Source organism: Gemmata sp., from assembly GCF_051859125.1.
Classification (GTDB): domain Bacteria; phylum Planctomycetota; class Planctomycetia; order Gemmatales; family Gemmataceae; genus Gemmata.
On the sequence record NZ_JBHYGG010000035.1, the window covers coordinates 57,221 to 78,770 of the forward strand.

The 21,550-nt window shown below is 70.2% G+C and carries 21 protein-coding genes, 1 tRNA gene and 1 pseudogene; 19 read left to right on the top strand and 4 right to left on the bottom strand.

Annotation, left to right across the window (positions count from 1 at the left end):
- Nucleotides 1-54: 54 nt before the first annotated feature.
- A complete protein-coding gene (locus tag ACTIGN_RS05050; RefSeq protein WP_439621715.1) occupies nucleotides 55-474 on the bottom strand; it encodes an NUDIX hydrolase in 420 nt (139 codons plus the stop codon).
- Nucleotides 475-682: 208 nt separating this feature from the next.
- Between ACTIGN_RS05050 and ACTIGN_RS05055 the strand changes: the two genes are divergently transcribed.
- The 15 genes from ACTIGN_RS05055 to ACTIGN_RS05125 all read left to right on the top strand — a co-directional run bounded on the left by ACTIGN_RS05055 (nucleotide 683) and on the right by ACTIGN_RS05125 (nucleotide 14,510).
- The gene (locus tag ACTIGN_RS05055) at nucleotides 683-1,876 is read left to right on the top strand and encodes a PP2C family protein-serine/threonine phosphatase (RefSeq protein ID WP_439621716.1); all 1,194 of its coding nucleotides are present in this window, start codon (nucleotides 683-685) and stop codon (nucleotides 1,874-1,876) included.
- A gap of 96 nt (nucleotides 1,877-1,972) precedes the next feature.
- On the top strand, nucleotides 1,973-2,671 hold the full coding sequence (locus tag ACTIGN_RS05060; protein ID WP_439621717.1) for a metal-dependent transcriptional regulator: 699 nt from the start codon (nucleotides 1,973-1,975) through the stop codon (nucleotides 2,669-2,671).
- Nucleotides 2,672-2,877: 206 nt separating this feature from the next.
- Nucleotides 2,878-3,039 carry a hypothetical protein gene (locus ACTIGN_RS05065; protein WP_439621718.1) on the top strand — a complete coding sequence of 54 codons (162 nt, stop codon included), beginning with the start codon at nucleotides 2,878-2,880 and terminating at the stop codon, nucleotides 3,037-3,039.
- 171 nt (nucleotides 3,040-3,210) lie between these two features.
- Nucleotides 3,211-3,282: transfer RNA gene (locus ACTIGN_RS05070), tRNA-Gly, on the top strand.
- 365 nt (nucleotides 3,283-3,647) lie between these two features.
- Nucleotides 3,648-3,842 (top strand): hypothetical protein, encoded by a 195-nt coding sequence (locus ACTIGN_RS05075; protein WP_439621719.1) that lies wholly within the window; start codon nucleotides 3,648-3,650, stop codon nucleotides 3,840-3,842.
- 50 nt (nucleotides 3,843-3,892) lie between these two features.
- Nucleotides 3,893-4,273 carry a hypothetical protein gene (locus tag ACTIGN_RS05080; RefSeq protein WP_439621720.1) on the top strand — a complete coding sequence of 127 codons (381 nt, stop codon included), beginning with the start codon at nucleotides 3,893-3,895 and terminating at the stop codon, nucleotides 4,271-4,273.
- A 213-nt stretch (nucleotides 4,274-4,486) separates the two neighbouring features.
- Nucleotides 4,487-6,016, top strand: a complete 1,530-nt coding sequence (gene tig / locus ACTIGN_RS05085; RefSeq protein ID WP_439621721.1) for a trigger factor — start codon at nucleotides 4,487-4,489, stop codon at nucleotides 6,014-6,016.
- Between the two features lie 114 nt (nucleotides 6,017-6,130).
- A complete protein-coding gene (locus ACTIGN_RS05090) occupies nucleotides 6,131-6,760 on the top strand; it encodes an ATP-dependent Clp protease proteolytic subunit (RefSeq protein ID WP_439621722.1) in 630 nt (209 codons plus the stop codon).
- A 269-nt stretch (nucleotides 6,761-7,029) separates the two neighbouring features.
- Nucleotides 7,030-7,650: an ATP-dependent Clp protease proteolytic subunit gene (locus tag ACTIGN_RS05095; protein ID WP_439621723.1), complete on the top strand. Its 621-nt coding sequence runs from the start codon at nucleotides 7,030-7,032 to the stop codon at nucleotides 7,648-7,650.
- 17 nt (nucleotides 7,651-7,667) lie between these two features.
- Nucleotides 7,668-8,516 (top strand): hypothetical protein, encoded by an 849-nt coding sequence (locus tag ACTIGN_RS05100; protein WP_439621724.1) that lies wholly within the window; start codon nucleotides 7,668-7,670, stop codon nucleotides 8,514-8,516.
- Between the two features lie 233 nt (nucleotides 8,517-8,749).
- Entirely contained in the window at nucleotides 8,750-9,244 is a 495-nt protein-coding gene (moaC, locus tag ACTIGN_RS05105; RefSeq protein ID WP_439621725.1) for a cyclic pyranopterin monophosphate synthase MoaC, read from the top strand.
- A gap of 67 nt (nucleotides 9,245-9,311) precedes the next feature.
- The gene (locus ACTIGN_RS05110) at nucleotides 9,312-10,331 is read left to right on the top strand and encodes a polyprenyl synthetase family protein (RefSeq protein ID WP_439621726.1); all 1,020 of its coding nucleotides are present in this window, start codon (nucleotides 9,312-9,314) and stop codon (nucleotides 10,329-10,331) included.
- Nucleotides 10,332-10,727: 396 nt separating this feature from the next.
- Nucleotides 10,728-11,459: a phospholipase D-like domain-containing protein gene (locus tag ACTIGN_RS05115; RefSeq protein WP_439621727.1), complete on the top strand. Its 732-nt coding sequence runs from the start codon at nucleotides 10,728-10,730 to the stop codon at nucleotides 11,457-11,459.
- A gap of 172 nt (nucleotides 11,460-11,631) precedes the next feature.
- The gene (locus ACTIGN_RS05120; RefSeq protein ID WP_439621728.1) at nucleotides 11,632-13,761 is read left to right on the top strand and encodes a hypothetical protein; all 2,130 of its coding nucleotides are present in this window, start codon (nucleotides 11,632-11,634) and stop codon (nucleotides 13,759-13,761) included.
- A 362-nt stretch (nucleotides 13,762-14,123) separates the two neighbouring features.
- Nucleotides 14,124-14,510: a lipocalin family protein gene (locus ACTIGN_RS05125; RefSeq protein ID WP_439621729.1), complete on the top strand. Its 387-nt coding sequence runs from the start codon at nucleotides 14,124-14,126 to the stop codon at nucleotides 14,508-14,510.
- A 289-nt stretch (nucleotides 14,511-14,799) separates the two neighbouring features.
- Here the strand turns inward: ACTIGN_RS05125 and ACTIGN_RS05130 are convergent, their stop codons facing one another.
- Nucleotides 14,800-16,035, bottom strand: coding sequence for a DNA methyltransferase (locus ACTIGN_RS05130; RefSeq protein ID WP_439621730.1), 1,236 nt, complete (start codon nucleotides 16,033-16,035; stop codon nucleotides 14,800-14,802).
- A gap of 93 nt (nucleotides 16,036-16,128) precedes the next feature.
- A complete protein-coding gene (locus ACTIGN_RS05135) occupies nucleotides 16,129-17,415 on the bottom strand; it encodes an MFS transporter (protein ID WP_439621731.1) in 1,287 nt (428 codons plus the stop codon).
- Nucleotides 17,416-17,662: 247 nt separating this feature from the next.
- On the opposite strand from ACTIGN_RS05135, the gene ACTIGN_RS05140 reads away from it, so the two are divergent.
- Both ACTIGN_RS05140 and ACTIGN_RS05145 read left to right on the top strand, forming a co-directional pair.
- Nucleotides 17,663-18,169, top strand: a complete 507-nt coding sequence (locus ACTIGN_RS05140; protein WP_439621732.1) for a hypothetical protein — start codon at nucleotides 17,663-17,665, stop codon at nucleotides 18,167-18,169.
- A 186-nt stretch (nucleotides 18,170-18,355) separates the two neighbouring features.
- On the top strand, nucleotides 18,356-18,934 hold the full coding sequence (locus ACTIGN_RS05145; RefSeq protein ID WP_439621733.1) for a hypothetical protein: 579 nt from the start codon (nucleotides 18,356-18,358) through the stop codon (nucleotides 18,932-18,934).
- Between the two features lie 9 nt (nucleotides 18,935-18,943).
- On the opposite strand, the gene ACTIGN_RS05150 is transcribed toward ACTIGN_RS05145, so the two are convergent.
- The gene (locus tag ACTIGN_RS05150) at nucleotides 18,944-19,780 is read right to left on the bottom strand and encodes a metallophosphoesterase (protein ID WP_439621734.1); all 837 of its coding nucleotides are present in this window, start codon (nucleotides 19,778-19,780) and stop codon (nucleotides 18,944-18,946) included.
- 98 nt (nucleotides 19,781-19,878) lie between these two features.
- On the opposite strand from ACTIGN_RS05150, the gene ACTIGN_RS05155 reads away from it, so the two are divergent.
- The gene (locus ACTIGN_RS05155; protein WP_439621735.1) at nucleotides 19,879-20,325 is read left to right on the top strand and encodes a hypothetical protein; all 447 of its coding nucleotides are present in this window, start codon (nucleotides 19,879-19,881) and stop codon (nucleotides 20,323-20,325) included.
- Nucleotides 20,326-20,571: 246 nt separating this feature from the next.
- Nucleotides 20,572-21,550 (top strand): annotated as a pseudogene (locus tag ACTIGN_RS05160) (hypothetical protein); the annotation flags it as partial.

Below are 21,550 nucleotides of genomic sequence, written 5' to 3' on the forward strand. Positions count from 1 at the left end.
GCGGTTGGGTGTCTTCCTTTCGGATTTCGCGCTTCGAATTTCGTGCTTACTCGCTCAGGCGGTCACGAGGGTGATGCGGTCGGGGTGGCCGGCGCGGAAGACGCGGCGGATCAGTTCCCGGAGGCCCGGCTCCTCGACGCGGTCGAGGGCGTCGTCGATGGTCAGCCACTCGCGCTCGCGGAGGCCCCGCTCGGGCCAGGTGTCGCGGGCCTCGATCACCCGCATGACGTACACGAGGACGTGGTGCGGGGTGCCGAGCTTCTCGTACACGTAGTTCCCGGCCGGTTCCTGGTCGAGCGTGCCGACCAGCCCGGCCTCTTCCCAGGCCTCGGTCAGCGCGGCCTGTCCGGCCGTGTGGCCGGGGTCGATCAGTCCCTTGGGGAACACCCACCGCTTCCCGCTGCTCGACGTCACCATGCACAGGCGACCGTTGAGCACCGGGAGGACCCCGGACTGATTCACCCACGTCGGCATGCGGCACCCGCTGGGGGGTCGGGGGGTGGGACACGGTCGGTTCCACCGTCGGGAGGGCGGAACACAGTCTATTCCACCGTATCGGGCGGCAACGTCAAGAGTCTGTCGCCCGGTTCCGCGATTCGGCATGACGGGGACCGGGCCCGGGCCGTATCATCTCGTTCGACGTTCCTCTCCCGAACAATCGTCGCCGGGTGCTCGTGCGGACATGGCCGAACCACTGCTCACCGTGCGCCACGTGATGCAACCGGAGCCCGAGGTGGTGCCCCCGGGTCTGCCGATCGGGGCGGCCATCGGGCTGATGAACGACCGCCGGATCGGCGCGCTCATCGTGTCGGCCGACGGGGCCGGCCTCGACGGGATCTTCACCGAGCGGGACCTGCTCCGGCGGATCGTCGCCGCCCCCGCGGACTGGCGCGACCTGCCGGTGTCCGCGTGGATGTCCGTGAACCCGCACACCATCGGCCCGGACGCCGACTGGGCCGCGGCCGTCGAGATGATGGACCGGTTCCGGGTGCGGCACCTGCCGGTGATCGAGCGGGGCCGGGTCATCGGCATCCTCTCGACCCGGCTGCTCATGCGGACCCGGGCCGACCACCTGAACCAGCAGGTCGCGGAGCGGACCCGGGAGCTGCGGCACGCCAACGACGAGCTCCTGGCCCGGGACTACGAGCAGACGTTCAACCTCCGCGCCGCGGGCCGGTACCAGACCCGGCTCCTGCTCCCGAACAAGCCCCCGGCGTGGCCCGAGCTGCAGTGGGGGCTCCACTACGCCCCGCTCGACCACCTCGGGGGCGACTACTACGACATCGCCCACCCCGACCCGGACCTGCTCGGGTTCCTGATCGCCGACGCGAGCGGGCACAGCATCGCGGCCGCGATGGTCGCCATCATGAGTCGCACCGCTTTCTCGGACGTCGCCCACAAGTACGCCTCGCCGGGCCAGGTGCTCACCGAGATGAACGCCCGGCTCCAGGGGCTCATGGACGAGCGGTTCGTCACCGCGTTCTACGCGGTGTTCGACCGCCGCACCCGGGTGCTCACCTACGCGAACGCCGGGCACCCGTACCCGCTCCTGTGGTCGGCCGCGACCGGCGGGGTCCGGCCCCTCGGCGCGCAGGGGTTCATGCTCGGCATCATGCCCGAGGAGCAGTACCGCGAGAAGTCCGTGCAACTCGCCCCCGGCGACCGGCTGTGCTTCTACACCGACGGGCTCATCGAGACCCGCAACGAGATCGGCGAGACGTTCGGCACCGACCGGCTCCGGGACTGCCTCGTCACCCACGGGGCCGAACCGGCCGAGAGCCTCACCCGGCGGATCGTGAACTGGCAGGAGACGTTCCGCGGGACACAGGCGCTCACCGACGACGTGACCCTCGTGGTCGCCGAGCTGTGCGGGTGACCGCACCGGGCGCCGCCCGCCGGCCGGTCTTTGTCTCCGAACGGGCGGCCCCGGCCCGATAAGATACACTGGGCGACCGCACCGCGAGGGCCAGGGATGACGGACCAACCCGACCAACCGTCGCAGGCGGTGCAGGACTACCTCAAGACCATCCACCGGCTCGGCGGCGGCGACCGCGTCGTCGAGCCGAACCAGATCGCCGCGGCCCTCGGCGTGAAGGCCCCGTCCGTTACCGGGATGCTCAAGCGGCTCGAACAGGCCGGGTGGATCGCGTACACGCCCAAGGAGGGCGCGCGGCTGACCGAGGCGGGGCTGTCCGAGGCGCTCCGCGTCATCCGCCGGCACCGGCTCGTCGAGCTGTTCCTGACGCGGGTGCTGGGCCTCGACTGGAGCGAGGTGGACGCCGAGGCCGAGGCGCTGGAGCACGCCATCTCGCCGCGGCTCGAACAGGCCATCGCGGACCACCTCGGCGAGCCCCTCGAAGACCCGCACGGCCACCCAATCCCGTCGCGCACCGGCGAGCTCCAGCGCCGCGACCTGCGGCGGCTCAGCGAGTTCCGGGCGGGCCAGACGGTCGTCATCCGCGAGGTGCAGGACGACAACCCGGCCCGGCTCCGGCACTGGTACCAGCAAGGGCTCACCCCCGGCGCGACGGTCGCCATCCTCGCCTACGAACAACTCGACGACCTCTTCGAGGTCCGCGTGGGTGGGAAGCTGGTGAGGTTGGGTAGTGAGGGGCTTGCGGGTTTGCGGGGTGAGCTCGCACCCGCGACTTCGTCTCCCGGCACAATCTGAGGCCGAATTCGCGCGACCCGCGAGGATAAATTTCGCCCAGTCCATAGTGGCGGAAAATCCGTCACGTCCCCTACGTTCGTCCTCCTGAATCCGGGCCGGCACCGTTTGACGCCACCCGTTCGCGTATTAGGGTTCGGGTACGTGGCGGCTGTCGGCTTTCCCGCCACCCAACTTCACCCTACCACGAACCGAACGCGGAGGCTTCTGTGCTCCCCTCGCTCATCACCTGTAACCTCGCCGGTCTGGCGATCGCGGCCCTCTACTACACCTGGCGGGACGTGTACCTCGTCCGCATGCGGCGGCAGAAGGCCGTGAACCTCCACGAGCGCGTCGCGCACATGCTGTGGGTCGCCGCCAACCGGTCGTGACCCGCGCCGGCCTGCAGTCACCCCGCGGCCCGACCGGCACACCGGTCGGGCCGCTTCGTTTCGATCCGGGTGCCCCGCTCACGAAATCCCTGGCCACCCGGAGAGAGAGTCATATTCTCCCCTTGAAGCCGGAGCCCGAGCGACCTAGATTGTGTGGGACGGAAAGCGAACGCGGGTGTAACTCAGTGGTAGAGTACCTCGTTGCCAACGAGGTTGTCGTGGGTTCAAGTCCCATCACCCGCTCTTGAAATGACATCTCGCCAGTTCTCTGGCGCAACGATCCATCCGCGACGCGGGTTTCAGATTCCATCTGAGACCCGCGTCGCGGCCGTTTGTACCCCACTTCACCCGGCGGATCGGGCGCCACGAGCCGAACGTTCGCCCGCGTAACGCTCTCCAAGCCACCCGGCGGTCCGTGCGTGCGGTGCGCGGTTTGCACGCACGAACAAGGAAACCGAGGGCGTCGGGTGCGGCGACGTTTCGCGTTGTGGGTTCCGAGCCAAGTTTCGCGCCGGTGTGGCACCGTCCTGCTGTGCAATCACCGGACACTTCGGAAGAACCACTTGACCGCGGGCGCAGGCGTCGCAAACTCTGGCTGGGGGTGCTCGATGCAACAGATCGCGCCGATGGACAACGACAACCGAACCGCCGACCGGCAACAGGAGCTGGACCGCCACCGACTGAAGGCGAAGCTCGACCGACTGTTGCGCGTCAAGGAAGAGCTGTGGGAGGAGTGCCAGCCCGTGCCCCGGGAGCTGGAAGACAAGATCCACGAGGTCCGCCAGGCGCTGGACCGCGTGTGATCCCGGCCCCGGCTCCCTTCGTTGCCCGGTCCTCTCCCCGAGGTGCGATCGTGAAGCGCGAACTCCCGGCCGAGTTGTTCGCCCCCGACGGGGTGTGGCTGCTCGCCGCCGCGCCGCTGGGCGACACGGTTCCCGCACTCGTCCGCCAGGTCGTCCAGTCCGGCGACGTCGATTCGGCCTACGTCCCCGCGTTCACCTCCCTCGAAGCCGCGCGCGCCGGGATCGCGTGGCTGTCCCCGACCGACCCCGACGAACTCGTCCCGTTCTCCGTCGGCGACCTCGCACGGTTCAAGGCGCTGCTCAGCGGCATGACCCTCAAGGGCCACGCCTTCCTCCTCCTCAACCCCGTCGGCGACCACAACGGGGAGCGGGTGTCGGTCCGCGACCTCGTCAAGGCGATCCAGGCCCGCCTCCTGGCCGCCCTGGGCTGACGCCCCGCCCCGCCGCGCTCCCTCCCGCACCGGTACAATGACCGGCCCGCACCGCCTCGCGCGAGGCGGGACCGCACCGAAATCCAAAAGCGGGGAGTCGCGCGCGGCCCGGGGGTATACAACACCCGTCACTCGTGACGCCCCGGTTCCTCGTTTGTAGACAGGAACGGAAGCCGGCCCAGCGCGAGCAGACCACCCCGACGGAGCACACGCATGGCAGACGACACCAACCCCGAAGCGCCCGCGACCGACGCGGACGCCGGTTCCGCGATCGCGACCGTCGACGCCCCGGCGCAGGACGGGCCGATCAAGCTCAAGCAGTCCGTGGAACTCCGCGACGTCGGCCCGTGCAAGAAGCACGTCAAGGTCACCGTGGACCGCGAGCTGATCGACGAGCGGCTCGACGAGAAGTTCACCGAGATCGTCCGCAGCGACCAGCCCCAGGTCCGCGGGTTCCGGCCCGGCAAGGCCCCCCGCAAGCTGATCGAGAAGCAGTACCACGACTCTGTCTCGGAAGAGGTCAAGACCCAGGTGCTGATGGCCAGCCTGGAGCAGCTCGCCGACGAGCAGGTGATCGCCCCGCTGAGCCCGCCCGACCTCGACCCGAACGCCATCAAGCTCCCCGCCGAGGGGCCGTTCGTGTACGAGTTCGAGATCGAGGTCCGGCCCGAGTTCGACCTGCCCGAGTACAAGGGGCTCAAGCTCCGCCGGCCCACGCACGCGTTCACCGACGCGGACGTCGACGCCGAGCAGAAGCGGCTCCTGGAGTCGTACGGCCAGCTCGTGCCTAAGGAGCCGGCCGAGGTCGCGGTCAACGACTACCTCACGGCCGACGTGGCCATCAGCTACCGCGGCAAGGAGATCAACACGCTCAAGGAGGTCCGGGTCAAGGTCGAGAAGCAGCTCGCGCTGTCCGACGGCGTGTGCCCGGACTTCGGCGCGAAGGTGGCCGGGGCCAAGCCCGGCGACGTCCGCGAGGTCGAGATCACCCTGGGCGACGACCTCGGCACCGAGGGGCTCCGGGGCCAGAAGGTCCAGGCGACGTTCGCCATCAAGGACGTCAAGACGATCCGCCAGCCGGAACTGACCCGCGAGCTGCTCGAGGAGGCGTTCGGCGTCACCACCCCCGAGGGGTTCCGCGAGTTCGTCAAGACGGTGCTGGAGCGGCGGCTCGAGTACACCCAGCGGCAGGTCGCCCGCCAGCAGGTGCTGGAGACGATCGGGGCCGCCGCGACGTGGGAGCTGCCCCAGGACATGCTCCGCCGCCAGGCCCGCAAGACCATCTCCCGGAAGGTCATGGAGATGAAAAATTCCGGGATGAGCGACGAGCAGATCAAGGGCCGGCGTCGGTTGCTGGAGCAGGACGCGATGAAGACGACGGCGGCCGCGCTCAAGGAGCACTTCGTGCTCCAGAAGGTCGCCGAGGTCGAGAAGATCGAGATCGAGGAAGAGGACCTGGACCGCGAGATGGAGCGGATGGCCGACCGCACCGGCGAGAGCGTCCGCCGGGTCCGCGCCCGGCTCGAGAAGGAGGACCTGATCGAGGCCCTGGCCACCGACCTGCTGGAGCAGAAGGCGCTCGACCTGATCCTCGCCGGGGCGACGTACGAGGACTACGAGTGGAGCGCCACCGAGTCCGGCGGGGACGAGGTCTCGACCGTCACGGCCGACGCGATGCCCGACTCGCAGGCCCAGGCGGCCGACGCGGCCGACAAGGCCGCCGACGAAAAGCCGGCCAGTTGACCGGCCGCGTACAGTACCAGTAACCCGGGCGAGCGGGGGGCGTGAGCCCCCCAAGTGTTGCGACTGAACTCGGGGGGCTCGCGCCCCCCGCTCGCCTTCAGAATGGAGCCACGCATGTTCCCCCCGTTCGACCCGTCGGCCGCGGCCGGCCACTTCGAGCCGCAGCTCCAGCGCGGCGGCCAGTACTCGCGCCAGCGGTTCATGACGCTCGACGACCTGCTCCTCGAGCAGCGGATCATCTTCATCAGCCAGGTGATCAGCAACCCGCTCGCGGACATGATCATCAAGCAGCTGCTGTTCCTGCAGTACGAGAACAAGACGGCCGACGTCCACCTGTACATCAACAGCCCCGGGGGCTCGGTGTCGGCGACGCTGGCGATCTACGACACGATCCAGTTCCTCGACGCCCCGGTCCACACGTACTGCATGGGCCTCGCGGCCAGCGGCGCGGCGATCCTGCTCGCGGCCGGCAGCAAGGGCAAGCGGTACGCCCTGCCGAACTCGAAGGTCATGGTCCACCAGCCCTACGGGCAGGTCGGGGGCCAGGTGTCGGACATCGAGATCCAGGCCAACGAGATCCTCAAGGAGCGGGGCCGGCTCAACGAGATCCTGGTCAAGCACACCGGCCAGCCGCTCGCGGTGATCGAGAAGGAGACCGACCGGGACAAGTACTACCACGCCGCCGAGGCCAAGGCGTTCGGCCTGGTGGACGAGGTCCTCGTGAAGCCCGAAGCGAAGAAGTGACCGTGTGGGGTTGCCGTCGGTTGGTTGAGGTTCGTGGGGCGTCGGCAGTCGGCTCGCGGTCCGAGCGCCCCCGCTCCGTGGGGCCGGAAACGCGGGCCGCTCCCCCCTCGCGAACGACACCCGGCCAACGCCGACCCGCAAACGTCGCACATTCCGCACGCCCGCCCCGCGAGGGGGCGGGACCCGAACAACAGTCCGCACAGCGCTAATCACCCGCGGACCCGCCACCCGATCACTGAGGGTGTGCCGGTCCGCCCGGAGGACCGAACATGCCGTTGATTCCGATGGTCGTCGAGAGCAAGGGCCGCGACGAGCGCGCGTACGACATCTACAGCCGCCTGCTGAAGGACCGGATCATCTTCCTGCAGGGGGTCGTCAACGACGACATGGCGAACCTGATCGTCGCCCAGATGCTGTACCTGCAGTTCGAGGAGCCGAAGCGGGACATCAGCCTGTACATCAACAGCCCCGGCGGGAGCGTGACCGCGGGGATGGCGATCTACGACACCATGCAGTTCGTCACCTGCGACGTGGCGACGTACTGCATGGGCCAGGCCGCCAGCATGGGCGCGATGCTCCTGACGGCCGGCACCAAGGGCAAGCGGTACGCCCTGCCGCACGCCCGGGTCATGATCCACCAGCCGCTGGCCGGCACCGAGGGGACCACCGAGGAGATCCTGATCCACGCCAAGGAGTTCCTGCGGACCAAGGACACCCTCAACGGGCTGCTGGCGATGCACAGCGGCCAGACGATCGAGGCGATCAAGAAGGGGACCGACCGCGACAACTTCATGTCCGCGGCCGAGGCCCAGAATTTCGGGCTCATCGACAAGGTTCTGGAGCGGATCCCGGTCGACCAGCTCGGGGCCGGGCACCGCTCCCCCGAGTAGCGACCAGTGGGTGAACAGTGGGCAGGACGCGACACCACGCCGGATCGGAACGCCTCGCCCGGGTCGGGCCGCGGCTCCGGTTCGGCGTGTTCGTTGTCCTGTCCACGGTCCACTGCACGCTGGCCACGTCGTGTAAGCCGAACAAGCGGTACGACCTGATCGAGGCCGAGCTGCGCACCCGCGAGCGGGAGCTGACCGACACGCGGGCCGCGCTGGAACAGTCCCGGAACCTCAACCGGGCCTACGCGCAGCAGTCGCAGAGCTCCCCCGGGCCGCAGGTGCCGACGACGGCCCCGCTCTACGTCCCGGTCAAGGACATCACCCTGGCCCGCGGCACCGGCGGGGTCGACGAGGACGGCGTCCCCGGCGACGAGGGGCTGATGCTCGTCGTCGTGCCCCGCGACGAGGACGGGGCCGCCGTGAAGGTGCCGGCCCGCGTCCAGGTCGCCGCGTGGGAGGTGACCGCCGCCGGCATCAAGAACCCGATCGGCACCTGGGACGTGCCCGCCGAGAAGGTGCGGCCGTCGTGGCGGGCCGGGTTCATCAGCACCGGGTACTTCGTCGCGGTCCCGTGGCAGACCTACCCGTCGACCGAGCGGGTGCGGGTCGCCGTGCGGCTCACGACGCTCGACGGCCGCGCGTTCGAGGCCGACAAGGACCTGTTCGTGCGCCCGTGCGTGCCGCCGAACGCGGCCCCCACAGCACCCGGCGGCCCCGCAACGCCCGCGACTCCGGTCCCCGCGCTGCCCCGCGCCCCGCGCGAGCCGCTGTACCCCGACGCGGTCCCGCCGGGCGTCGAGGAACTCCCCCCGCCGATGCGGACCTCGCAGCGCGGCTCCGTGCTCCTCCCGCCGGTGAGCGAGTAACCCCGGATCTGTTGGGTACGTAGCGGTCCGAGCCCGAGCGCCGAGCGAGGGTTCACGTTGCCCCTCGCTCGGCACTCGGGCTCGGACCCGTACACCACGGGTCCGAGCCGATCTGACTTGGTATAACAGGCATGAAAACCCTGGTGGGGCAGGCATTCTTGCCTACTCCGTGAGGCGTCTGGGGGCAGGCAAGAATGCCTGCCCCACCTCTCCCAGCAACCCACTGCGCCCCCATGTCCTCCCCCCTGACGCACTTCGACGAGTCCGGCGCGGCCCGCATGGTCGACGTCGGCGCGAAGGCCGAGACCGAGCGGGTCGCGCGGGCGTCCGCCGTCGTGCGGATGCAGCCGGCGACGCTCGCCCTCATCCGCGACAAGCGGGTGTCCAAGGGCGACGTGCTCGAGGTCGCCCGGCTCGCCGGCATCATGGGCGCGAAGCGGACCGCGGACCTGATCCCGCTGTGCCACCCGCTCGCGCTCACCTCGGTGCAGGTGAGCTTCTCGTTCCCGGCCAGCGACGCGGTGCGGATCGAGGCGGTGGCGAAGGTTTTTGGCCGCACGGGTGTTGAAATGGAGGCGCTCGCTGCGGTTACTGTGGCGGCCCTCACGGTGTACGACATGTGCAAGGCGGCCGACCGGGCGATGGTGATCGAGTCGGTGCGGCTGGAGGAGAAGGACGGCGGGCGGAGCGGGCACTTCGTCCGCGGCCCGGACGCTTCTCCAAATTGACGGTCGCCGGCGGGGGCGTATGCTTTCCGGATTGCGGCGGCCCGCACGGAAAGCGGGAGGCCACGCGATGGGGACCGCCATGCTCACCGTTCCGCCCGCCGCAGCCGCGGGCGCACCGCCCAGACCCGCCGGGCTCGCGTTCGCCCCGGTCGCGGGCGACATCGACGAGGCCGACCGGATCTTCGACCACACCCTGTCGCAGTACCGCTCGCCGTTCGGCCCCCTGATCGAGCACCTCAAGCACTACCGCGGCAAGCGGCTCCGCCCCGCCCTGCTCCTGCTCACCGCGAAGGCGCTCGGCAAGGTCACCCCCCACCACCACACGCTCGCCGCGGCCGTCGAGATGATCCACACGGCCACGCTCGTCCACGACGACGTGCTCGACGAGGCCGAGCTGCGGCGGCACATCCCGACGGTGAACTCCGGCTGGGGGAACAAGGTCAGCATCCTCCTCGGCGACATGCTGTTCACCCACGCCTTCCACCTCACGAGCACCGTGGACCGCCGCGCGTGCGAGATCATCGGCGAGGCGACGAACCGCGTGTGTGCGGGCGAACTACGGCAGGTCACCGAGCGCGGCAACCTGAACCTCACGGAGGCCGACTACTTCGCGGTCATCGACGGCAAGACGGCGGCGCTGACGGAGTGCTGCGGGCGGCTCGGTGCACTGTTCGCCGGCGCGCCGGAGGAGACGGTCGAGCGGCTCGCGGGGTTCGGCCGCAACCTGGGCCTCGCGTTCCAGATCGCCGACGACCTGCTCGACCTCGTCGGCAACGAGGAGGCGGCCGGCAAGACGCTCGGCACCGACCTCGAACAGCAGAAGCTCACGCTCCCCGTGATCCACTGCCTGAACCGCCTTCCTTCGGTCGAGGCCGAGGGGCTGCGGGCCGCGGTCCGCGGCGGCGAGCCCGGACTGGGCCGCCGCGTGCTGGCGGCGCTCGAGAAGACGCAGTCGCTCGCCTACGCCCGCCGCAGGGCCGAGGAGATCGCCCGCACCGCGCGGCACGACCTGGAGTGCCTCCCCCGCGGCGAGTGCCGCACGATCCTCGAAGCGATGACCGACTGGAGCATCAAACGGGAGAAGTGAACCCGGCGGAAGAGTAGCCGCACGATCGAAACCCGATAAAGACACGATTCAGAGCCGGAGACGGCGAAGCGCGTTGGGAACGGTTGAGGTGGAGCCCCTCACCCGCCGCGGTCAGAGCCCGCGGCGACCTCCCCCCGTAGGAACGGGGCGAGGTGTTGCCCCTGCGCTTCTCACGAGCAGTGCGAATCGGTGAGGTGTGGAGGTGGCCAGTCACCCCACCTCGCCCCGTTCCGACGGGGAGAGGTCGCGACGAGTCTTCGAGTCGCGGGTGAGGGGCGACCACGCCATCCGTAACTCGGTTCAGTCACTGCTCTCGAATGTACGCTGCTCTCCTGTCCGAATCGTGCCTTTCTCGTCTTCAATCGTGCGGCTCACTCTTCTGACTTCTGGTGCCCGATGACCCCCGACGACCTCCCCGCCCTGCTCCGCCGCACCCTCGCCGACGCGAAGCTCACCCCGAGCGAGAAGGCGGCCCTGTCCGACTGGCTTGCCAAGAACGTCACCACCGACCAGCAGCGCGGCGTCGCCCGGCACGCGGCGTTCGACGCCGCCCGGGGCGCGCTCCCGGCCGAGTGCGCCGGCGTCGTCGGGTGGCTCGAAGACGTGATGCGCGTCCTCGCGCCGATGGGGCCGGCGACCGCACCCGCGACCGGCGCGGCGTCGGCCGAGCCGGACCTCGCGTTCTTCTCGCCCGGCGAGCGGTGCCTGCAGCAGATCGTCCACCGGTTCACGACCGCCCGCCGCACCGCCGACGTGTGCGTGTTCACCGTCACCGACGACCGCATCAGCCGGTCGATCCTCGACGCGCACCGCCGCGGGGTCAAGGTGCGGGTCATCTCGGACAACGAGAAGCAGTTCGACCCGGGCTCCGACGTCCAGAAGTTCCGCGACGCCGGCATCCCGCTGAAGGTGGACGACGTCCGCGGCCGCGGGCGGTCCGACCCGGGCATCAACGGGCACATGCACCACAAGTTCGCGATCTTCGACGGCGCGCGGCTCCTGAACGGCAGCTACAACTGGACCCGCGGGGCCGCCGACATGAACTACGAGAACGTCGTGGACACCGGCGACGCGAAGCTCGTCGCCGCGTTCGCCGCCGAGTTCGAGCGGTTGTGGAACGCCTTCTGAGTCGGTACAGTAGCGGGGATACCGGGCACGAGTCATCAACCCTCGCTGGTCACCTCCCACTGTAGCCGGCCCCTGTGAGGCCGGTCCGGGGTCACAGACCCCGGCTACAATCGGAGTCGCCCCGCCCCCGCCCCGCTTGGACCCTCCCCCTGTTCCTGCCGGAACCCCATCAATGAGCGTCTTCCGCCCCGTCGTGCTGTCCGCACTGCTCACGTCCGTGGCGATGGGCCACGCGGCCGCGGTCCCGCAGGCCAAGCCCGTCGGTGAGCCGGCCGGCGAGTACGTCAACAAGGGCTCGCGGCCGGCCACGATCGCCGCGACGCTCGCGTCGCACGGGCTCCCCGGCCTGCAGGGGAAGTGGTACCACGCCGGGCCGTTCGACAACCCCAACGGCGAGGGGTTCGAGACCGCGTACCCGCCCGAGAAGGGCGTGGACCTGAAGGCGACGTACCCCGGCAAGGACGGCAAGGCGGTCGCGTGGGAGGAGTTCAAGGACTTCACCCCGGGCAAGGTCACGAGCCTGATGAAGTTCCCGGGCGTGAGGACCAACGCCGCGGTCTACCTGTACCACGCGTTCGAGTCGCCCAGCGCGTTCAAGCTCCCGCTGTCGTTCGGCAGCGACGACACGCTCACCGTGTTCTTCAACGGCAAGCGACTGGTCCACGAGAACCACACCCGCGGCGCGGCCCCGGACCAGGACACGGCCGAGGCCGACGTGAAGGTCGGCAAGAACGAACTGCTCATCAAGGTGTGCCAGACGGCCGGCGAGTGGGAGGTGTACGTCAGCGCCGCCGACCTGCCGAAGGGGATCGTCCCCGAGACGATCCGCAAGCGGCTCGAGCGCGACTTCCCGCCGGCCGCGGTCGTCGCCGGCATCAACCAGAACGCGAGCGGCGAGGGCAAGTTCTACAAGATCAACACCATCCCGCTGCCGGCCGACTGCGTGCTCGAAGTGGGCGGCATCGGGTTCCGGCCCGACGGCAAGCTGCTCGCCTGCACCCGCCGCGGCGAGGTGTGGATGGTCGAGAACCCGACGTCCGACAGCCTTTCTGACGTGAAGGTGACGAAGTACGCGGGCGGGCTGCACGAGGCGCTCGGCCTGTTCGTGCAGGACAACGACACCGTGTTCGTCGTGCAGCGGCCGGAGCTGACGAAGATCGTCGAGAAGGGCGGGGTGGCGTCCGAGTTCAGCACCGTGTGCGACAAGTGGGGCGTGTCGGGCGACTACCACGAGTTCGCCTTCGGCCCGGCCCGCGACAAGGCAGGCAACATGTTCGTCACGCTGAACGTCGGGTTCGGCGGCGGGCACCAGGCGAAGGCCCCGTGGCGCGGGTGGTGCGTGAAGGTGAGCCCGGACGGCAAGATGGAGCCGTACGCCTACGGCCTGCGGTCGCCCAACGGCGTGAACTTCTCGCCCGAGGGGGAGCTGTTCTACTGCGACAACCAGGGCGAGTGGGTGGCGACGAACAAGATGCACCACATCAAGCCGGGCAAGTTCTACGGGCACCAGGCCGGGCTCCGGTGGGTGAAGGACTCGCCGTTCGCCGGCAAGGTGCCGGACAAGGTGCCGAGCGGCATCCGCTACGACGGGGTGGACAAGAACGGGAACCAGACCGACGTGTACCCGGACTTCGACCCGCCGTGCGTGTGGTTCCCCTACGGCCGCATGGGCAAGTCGGCGAGCGAGCCGGTGTGGGACACGACCGGCGGCAAGTTCGGGCCGTTCACCGGGCAGGCGTTCGTGGGCGACCAGACGAACTCGTGCGTGATGCGGGTGGCTTTAGAGAAGGTGAACGGGGTGTACCAGGGGGCGTGCTTCCCGTTCCGCAGCGGGCTCCAGTGCGGGGTGAACCGGCTGTGCTTCGCGCCGGACGGGAGCCTGATGGTGGGCCAGACGAACCGCGGGTGGGGCTCGCTGGGCGGCAAGCCGTACGGGCTCCAGCGGATCGCGTTCGAGGGCAAGGACCCGTTCGACATCCACCACGTGACGCTCACGAAGGACGGGTTCGACCTCGTGTTCACGAAGCCGGTGAACCCGGACTCGGTCGGGGCGAAGGCGGCGTCGGTGAGTTCGTTCACCTACATCTACAAGAGCGACTACGGGTGCCCGGAGACCGACACGCGGGCCGAGAAGGTGGGCAAGGCGAAGTTGTCGGCCGACGGGAAGACGCTGTCGGTGCCGGTGGACGGGCTCAAGAAGGGCCGGGTGTTCGAGATCCGGCTCGACGGCCTGACCACCGCCGACGGCGAGAAGGTGCTCCACCCCGAGGCGTACTACACGCTGAACGAACTCGTGAAGTGACGGGTTCCGGGCGAGCGGGGGACGTCAGTCCCCCGGTAGTTCTCACAGGCACCGGGGGACTGACGTCCCCCGCTCGCCAAATGATTTGTAGCCGCGGACGCGGCGACCGAATGTAGCCAGGGGTGCGGCGAGCGCAGCGAGCAAACCCCTGGTCCGACGAGCGACGCGAGATCCCCAACAGCCCCGAACGGGCGGCAGATCATTTCACATTGCGCCGGGGACCAGGGGTTTGCCCGAAGCGGGCCGCACCCCTGGCTACCATCCGCCGCCCCTCCGGGGCTGAAACACAACCCGGGGGGCAACGATGACCGAGGCCGAGTGGCTCGCGTGCGAAGACACAAACGCAAGCGAAAGGTAGTACGATGCGAGCGATTCTTTGTTGCTCTCTGACAATGGTGGCGCTCAATTCAAGCTTGACGGCTTCAGACAAGGAAGAGGAGAAGATCGACCCAACCAAGTTGGTAGGGAAGTGGAAGCGCGGAGAGGAAAAGGGGAAGTATCCAGTCGTGATGGAATTCCGTAAGGACGGCACTTCGATAATGACCATCACCGCAAAGGGAGAAGATTTCGAGGTGTCGGGCCGGTACAGGGTGGACGGGAACAAGGTCGTGATCGTCCTAAACGACGACATCGAACACGACGACGTGTACATCGTTCAGAAGCTCACGAACACCGAATTGGTGTGGAACCCCGAAAAGCCCAAGAAGGAGCCGAAGGAAACGTTCACCCGCGTAAAGCCACGTGATTAACGAAGGTGTCGTTGAACGCGATCCGCGATCGGTAGCCGCGGGTGCTGGGTCGTCGATCTCGTGCTGGGCAAGGGATGATGCAGCGGTTCGGAGCCGCGGATGCGGCGGCGGATGGTAGCCAGGGGTGCGGCCCGCTTCGGGCAAACCCCTGGTCCCCGGCGCAACGCGGGTCGCCCCGGACCAGGGGTTCCCGCTCGAAGACGCGCTCCACCCCTGGCCACCATCCGCCGCCCCTCCGGGGCTGAAAACGCACCATTCCCAACGCCGATCTGCTCCCGTGACCGACCCGCTACGTCTTCCGCAGCAGGATCGCGTGCTCGGCGCGGGGGCGGGCGCGGAACGCGGCCATCGTCGGGCCGTGGAAGTGCGGGCGGACCTGCGACGCCCGCGCGGCCGGGTAGAACCCGCACGCGCGGGCGGTCTCGGCCACGATCTCGTCGGCCCGCAGCGCCACCGGCCCGACCGCCGAATCGGCCATGAGCAGGACGAGCGGGCCGCCCGGCCTCAGAGCCCGGCTCACCGCGGTGAAGAACCGCGACAACTCCCGCGACCACTCCCCCGCTGCGGCCGCGGGCGGGATGCGCCGGTACGCCGACCGCGACCCCATCTCGCCCCGCTGCAGCGCCGCCGTGCTGAGGCCCAGCCACCGCAGCCGCATCGAATGGTGCTCCAGGTAGTCGTAGGTCGCGGCGTAGGGCGGCGACGTGATGACCGCGTCCACCGGCCCGGCGGGCAGCGACGTCAGCTCGGTCGCGTTGTCCGGCTTCACGAACGCCGGCCTCGGGAGCGGGGTCGGCAGCAGCTTCCGGAACGCGGACATCGCACGCGCGAGTTCCCCCGCTTTCTGCAGAAACACCTTCGACGCGAACCCCGGCGACGTGCGCCGCGGGGCCGTGCCGGTCGCCGTGTCGCCGCGCTTCTTTGAGAGCTTCACCAGCACCGACGACAGCACCAGCATCAGGTCCTGCTGCGTGCGGTCGCCGTGGAACGACATCACCTTGTCGCGGAGCGAGTCGAGTTCGAGCAGGACGTGGGGTTCGAACAGTTCGACGTCCTCCTGCGGGAGCCGGCGGGTCGCGCCGGCCTTCGTTCGGCGGCGCTCCTCGGCGTGCGCCGAGCACTCGATGGCCTTCTCGACGAGGTACTCGAGTTCCGCCTCCTCCCGCGGCCGCGTCTTGCACCGGGCGAGCCGCACCGCGAGCGGGTTCAGGTCGGTGCCGAGCGGGTTGCGGCCCGCGATCATCGCCTCGACCAGCACCGTCCCGGACCCGCAGAACGGGTCGAGCACCCGGCCCTTCTCGGGGGAGAACGCCTTCACGAGCCGCGCCGCGGTGTCCGGGTGCATCCGGGCCGGGTACGTGTGGAACCCGTGGACGTGCGCCCGCGACGGGTCGCCGTCGGCGTCGGTGGACGGCGGCACGTCGACCGCGTGGGCCAGCAGCTTCGCGTCGGGCGCGTCGCCGGCGGTGTCGATGCGGCCGCCCACGTGGGTCAGGGCGCGGCGCTTGCGGTCGTCCTCGGTCATGGTCTGCGGTGCCCCAGATTCCGTGGTGGCACAGGCCTCTGGCCTGTGCTGGCGCTCGCACAGGCCAGAGGCCTGTGCCACCGATCTCGGTCTTCACTTCGTGCTTCGTGCTTCGTGCTTCGTGCCTTCCGCGCGCGGCGGCGGTTCGCGGAACAGCAGCACGAACACCGCGAGCCCGACCGCGTAGCCCACGAACGGCACGATCCACACCGCGTCCCAGTCGGTGGCGCGGCCCACGCGGTTCGCCGCGACGACCTGCCCGGCGAGGAAGTTCCCGAGCAGCACCGCCGGGCCACTGGAGACGAACGTCACCAGCGCGTGCGTGCCGGCCCGCAGGTGCTCCGGGGCCTTGCGGTCCACGAACAGCGACCCGACCATCGCGAAGAACGCGTAGCTCCACCCGTGCATCGGCAGCCCGACGACCACCACCAGCGGGACGTTCCCGGAGTACAGCAGCCCGTTGCGGAGCACCCACCCGGCGAACCCCGCGGCCATCATCCACTTGATCCCGTACCGCCGCACCAGGAAGGGGGTCGCGGCCATGCACCCCATCTCGCACCACTGGGCCAGCGTCATCAGCACCTCGGGCTTCCACCCGGCCATCGGCCCGCCGGGGCGGCCCGCGCCCAGGTCCTCGAGGTACGGGGCGGTGAACAGCGTGTAGAACTGGTTCATCATGTTGCCGAGGAACAGCACCGCGGCGAACGCGACCACCGAGCGGTCCCCGAGCATCTTCAGTGCCGGCAGCCCGACCACCTCGCGGACCGGCCGGCCGTACCCCTTGGGCGGCGTGTGCGGGAGCGTGAGCGAGTACGCGGCCATCGCCACCGAGCAGGCGGCCGCGAAGTACAGCGGGTCGGCCGACACCGGCTCCAGCACCCACCCCACCACGAGCCCGCCGACGATCCACCCGAAGGTGCCGACGAGCCGCACGTACCCGAACGACCCCTCGGCGTTCACCAGGTTGCGGAAGCTGATGACGTTGGTGAGGGTGAGCGTGATCTGGTACCCGAGCGAGTACAGCAGCATCAGGCCGACGAGCGGGCCGACGGCGACCCCGGGGTCGGCGGCCGGGCCGCTGTGGGCCTGGCACCACCGGGCCGCCAGCGCGAGCAGTGCGGCCATCGTCAGGTGCGCCCCGCAGATCACCCGCTCGGTCGCGAACCACCGGTCGGCGAGCAGGCCGACCACGAACGGGGCCGCGAGCCCGCCCAGGGCCAGCGTCATGTACACCGCCCCGACCTCGGTCGAGACGAACCCCATCCCGCCCCGGTCCGGGGCCGCCGGCAGGTACCGCGTGAGCGGGACGATCCACGCGCCGAGGCCGACGTACTGGAGGAACATCATGACCGCCAACCGTCCCGGCACCGAGCGCAGCATCCGTTCCCCCGGCTCGTTCGCGACCCGCACCCGTGTGTTCTATCAACGGGTGCCCTTTTGGAACGGCGCAACGGTGCCGGCGAACCCTGAGCGCGAGCGAGGGGGTTAAGGCCCACCCCCTCGCTCGCGCTCAGGGTTCGCCCCACTCCCACATCCTCTTGCAACCGGCCCCGTCGCCCGCGAGCACGCCGGGCGGTATGATGCGCACGCGGCCGCGTGACCGCCGCACCCGAGGGGCCGACCACCCATGCTCTGCGCCGGCGTCGGAATGCTGGTCTCGCTCGGGGCACTCCTGCTCGCCCTGTTCGTCGCGGCGGCCCTACTGCGGGCCGCGGTCGCGATCACGAACCGGGTCATCGGCACCAACCAGACCGAGACCGTGGTCGGGTGGGACTGGGACTCGCCCGACGACGCGGACGAGATCCGCGTCACCGTCGGGGTCCCGCCGGTCCCGGAGCCCGGCGTCGCCCGCGGCATGCTCATCGTGTTCCTCGCCGCCGCGGCGAACGCGGTCGCCCTGTACGTGCTCGGGGTGGTGCTGTTCGAGGGGCTCGACGCCTCCGACGACGGGACGGTCCAGGTCCTGGTCTACGCGCTCACGGCCCTGGTCGGGTTCGCCGCCCTGGTCGGCCTGCTGGTCGCGATGCTCCCGACCACGGTGCGGCGGGCCGCCCTCGCCGCGGCCCTCGTGTACCTCGTCCTCCTCGTGCTCGCCGCCCTCGTCGCCGGCCTGGTCGCCGCCGCGCTGGGATAGGGGCCGCGCCGTGCCGCGGTGCTGGGGTAGGCCACTTTGTTGTTGCGAACGCGGGCAGAATCAGTACCATTTCAAACAATCTTACACGTGAGGTCGCACGCTCGCCCGAGTGCCGCGCCCGACCGGTCGCCTAACCAAGAGTGTCCCGTGGGTGGTGGAGCAGCAGCGGGGTTCGTCTGTGTTCTGATGATCGTCGCGATCCCGATCGGCCTGTTGATCGGGGCCGTCATCTTGCGGGGCGCGGTGTCCCTGGCGAACATGTGCGTCGGCGGGGGGCAGGCCCCGGCGGCCGACCCCTACGAGGACGAGTACGAGGGCGACCACCGCCGCCCCCGGTACGGCCGCTACAAGGTTGACACCGGCATTCCCGTGCCGAGCATCGGCCAGGCCATGGTGGTCGTCCTCCTCGCCGGGATCGCCAACTTCGTGATCCAACTCGTCATCGTGGTCGCGGTGGTGGGCGTGGCCGGGGGAGGGGCCGGTGCCAACCAGCGGGGCGGCTTCGGTGCCAACCCGCAGGCCGGGTTCGGTGCCAGGGGCGCGGGGGCCGGCGGGGCGGAGATGGTGGCGAACCTGATCTCCCTGCCCGCCACGTTCCTCGTCGCGTCGCTCATCACGTCGGGCATGCTGCCGACCTCGTTCGGGCGGGCGTGCCTCGTGACGCTGTTCCAGTACCTGATCGTCATCGCCATCGCCATCGCCATCGGGATCGCCGTCGTCGCCGTGGTCGGCGGGGTGGCCGGGTTCAACGGCTTCAAAGCGTGACCCCACCGGTCACCCGGTGCTGAAGACGAACTCGGGCGGCAGCCCGGGGCCGCGGAGCAGGCACGCCGTGAGCGGCTCGACGACCCCGCCGCTCGTGTCGATGCGGACGCGGACCGCGTTTGCGTCGGGCCGCGGCACCCTCTCGTGCCCGGTCACCTGCACCTTCCCCGGGTACGGCAGCGGGTTGGCCGAGAGCTTGCGGTCGGCCCCGAGCCACACCGGGTAGTCTGGCGTGAACAGGCGGTCGGTCGTCGTGCCGAACCGCGGGTTCACGGCCGCCCGGTCCCACACCTTCCGCTTCAGGCACTCGACTTGGACTGCCGGCGGGCAGTCAATCTCGGGCGACAGACCGCAGTGCAGGAACACGTGCCCCGCGGCCTCCGCGACCCACGGCAGCCCCGCGAGGAACGCCCGGTGCTCGGCGGGCATGGCGGCCCGCAGCCGCTCCAGTTCCCGCTCCCACTGGCCCGCCGGGAGGTAGTCCGGCGAGGCGCCGTCGAGGTAGCTGCGGAACGTCCACTTGTGGTCGTAAGCCGCTCCGTACCGCTGCACCCAGAACGGGGCCGGCGGCCGGTCCCCGAGCCCCGCGGCCCCCACCAGCGCGAGGTCGTGGTTCCCCATCACGCAGGTGCTGCCGGGCTTCGCGGCGATCAGTTCCATGACCCGCGAGACGAGTTGCTTCACCGTGTCGGTGCGGTCCACGAGGTCGCCGAGGAACACGAGCCGGGCCGCGGGCCACTCGGGGAGCCGCTCCAGCCTCGCGACCAGCTGGTCGAGCCACTCGACGCGGCCGTGCAGGTCGCCGACGGCAATAACGGGGTACTCGACGGTCGTCGGCAAGTTCATGGCAGGTTGCAGGGGCGGGTGCGGCGGGGCGTCGTAAACTGGGAGGGGACGTACAGGGTATCATAGCGGGCCCCACGATCGGGGCGCGGAGTCACGCCATGCGGGTCGAGCTGTTCGGGCTTTCGATGGACGCCCCCGGGGTCACGTTCTACCTGTGGTCCCCGTGGCGGTGTTCGGCCCTGGAGCACAAGCTGTTCGAGTCCCTGCGGGCGATCCCGAACGCGAGCGTCGAGGCCGCGGCCGACGAGGTCCGGATCCACGTGACCGAGGCCAAGGGGTGGAAGGCCGCGGTCCAGCACCTGTCGCGGGTACTCAAGGGGTGGCAGGAGGAGGCCACCGACGGGGGCAAGGAGGAGCGCCGCGGGTGGCGGTGGCTCCTGGAGGCCGACGTGGACGCGGCCGGGTACGACATGCAGGGCGAGAAGGCGAGCTTCTGGGCGTACCTGCGGCTGTCGCTCGACCGCGGCGGCGTCGGCGAGTCCGAGAAGGGCGAGGACCTCGACCTGAACGGGTTCGGGGTCCAGGTGTGGGGCCACACCGAGTGACGCCGCGGCCCGCGCTTTTCCGCAATTCGGGTTTGACGCGACCGGGATCGTTCGGCATGTACAAATAGACACACGTCCCCAGAACCCAGCCCATCGGACCCAGGGTTCGCACCCTGGGCTACGGACTGCCGCCCCCTTCGGGGGCTACATGCTTCAAGTCCCGGAGGGACGACAGTGCGTAGCCCATCGGACCCAGGGTGCAAACCCTGGGTTCACTTTGGACTCTCCTACCCCCCGCGTGCCCCGATGCCCACCGCCACCCTCGACATGGAGACCGTGTACGCCCGCGCCGCGGACCTCCGCGCCGACGGGTGGACCTGGACCGCCACCGCCCGCACCCTCGACATCGACCCCGAGGAGCTGAAGGCGCTGTGCCGCGGCAACCCGGTCTATCGACGCCGACTCGCCGCCGCGCGGCGGGAGTTGATGCAGGACACGCTGACCGAGTCGATGCTCGTGCTCCGCGTGCAGCTCCGCACCGGGAACCCGTCGGAGGGGCAGAAGGCGGCCGAGGCCCTGTGCCGGATCGAGAACACGTTCACCCGGCACCGGAACGCGCGGGCGAAGGAGCGCGCGAAGCGGCCCCCGCCGGACCCGCGGCTCGCGACGCTGGACGACGCACGGATCGCCCGCCAGCGGTGGTTCGCCAAGCAGGTCGACGAGGAGCTGGCGCGGCTGGGCGAGGTGTACGAGAAGGTGGACCCGGACGAGTTCTGGGACCGGAGCTACGCCTCCCTGGTCGTGTGGAAGCGCCGGCTCGCCGGCGAACTGGTCTACCCCGGCGACCTCCCGCCCGACGACCCCGACGCCACCGGCGACCTCGTGCCCAACGCGCCGACCGACCCGAGCGCGCCGACGAGCGACGCGGCGAACCCGGGTGAAGCGTGCGCGCCGTACGATCTCGACGGCGCGGCCCCCTCACCCGCCGCGAAGCGCGGCGACCTCTCCCCCTGGACGGGGGGCGAGGTGGGGCTGGTCGGGCGTCTCAGCAGCGAGGCGGGTGGGTTCGTTCAGGAAGAGGCCGGCGCGCCACACCTCGCCCCCCGTCCGGGGGGAGAGGTCGCGACGAGTCCTCGAGTCGCGGGTGAGGGGGCGTGCGTGAGCCCGGCCCCGGGTGCGTCGACGGGGCCGGGAACGGGGTCGAGTGGCGGCCCCCCACCCCCCCCCCCCCGCCGCGCCCACAACCCCCCCCCCGGGGGCGGGGGGGGGGCGGGGGGGGCGGGGG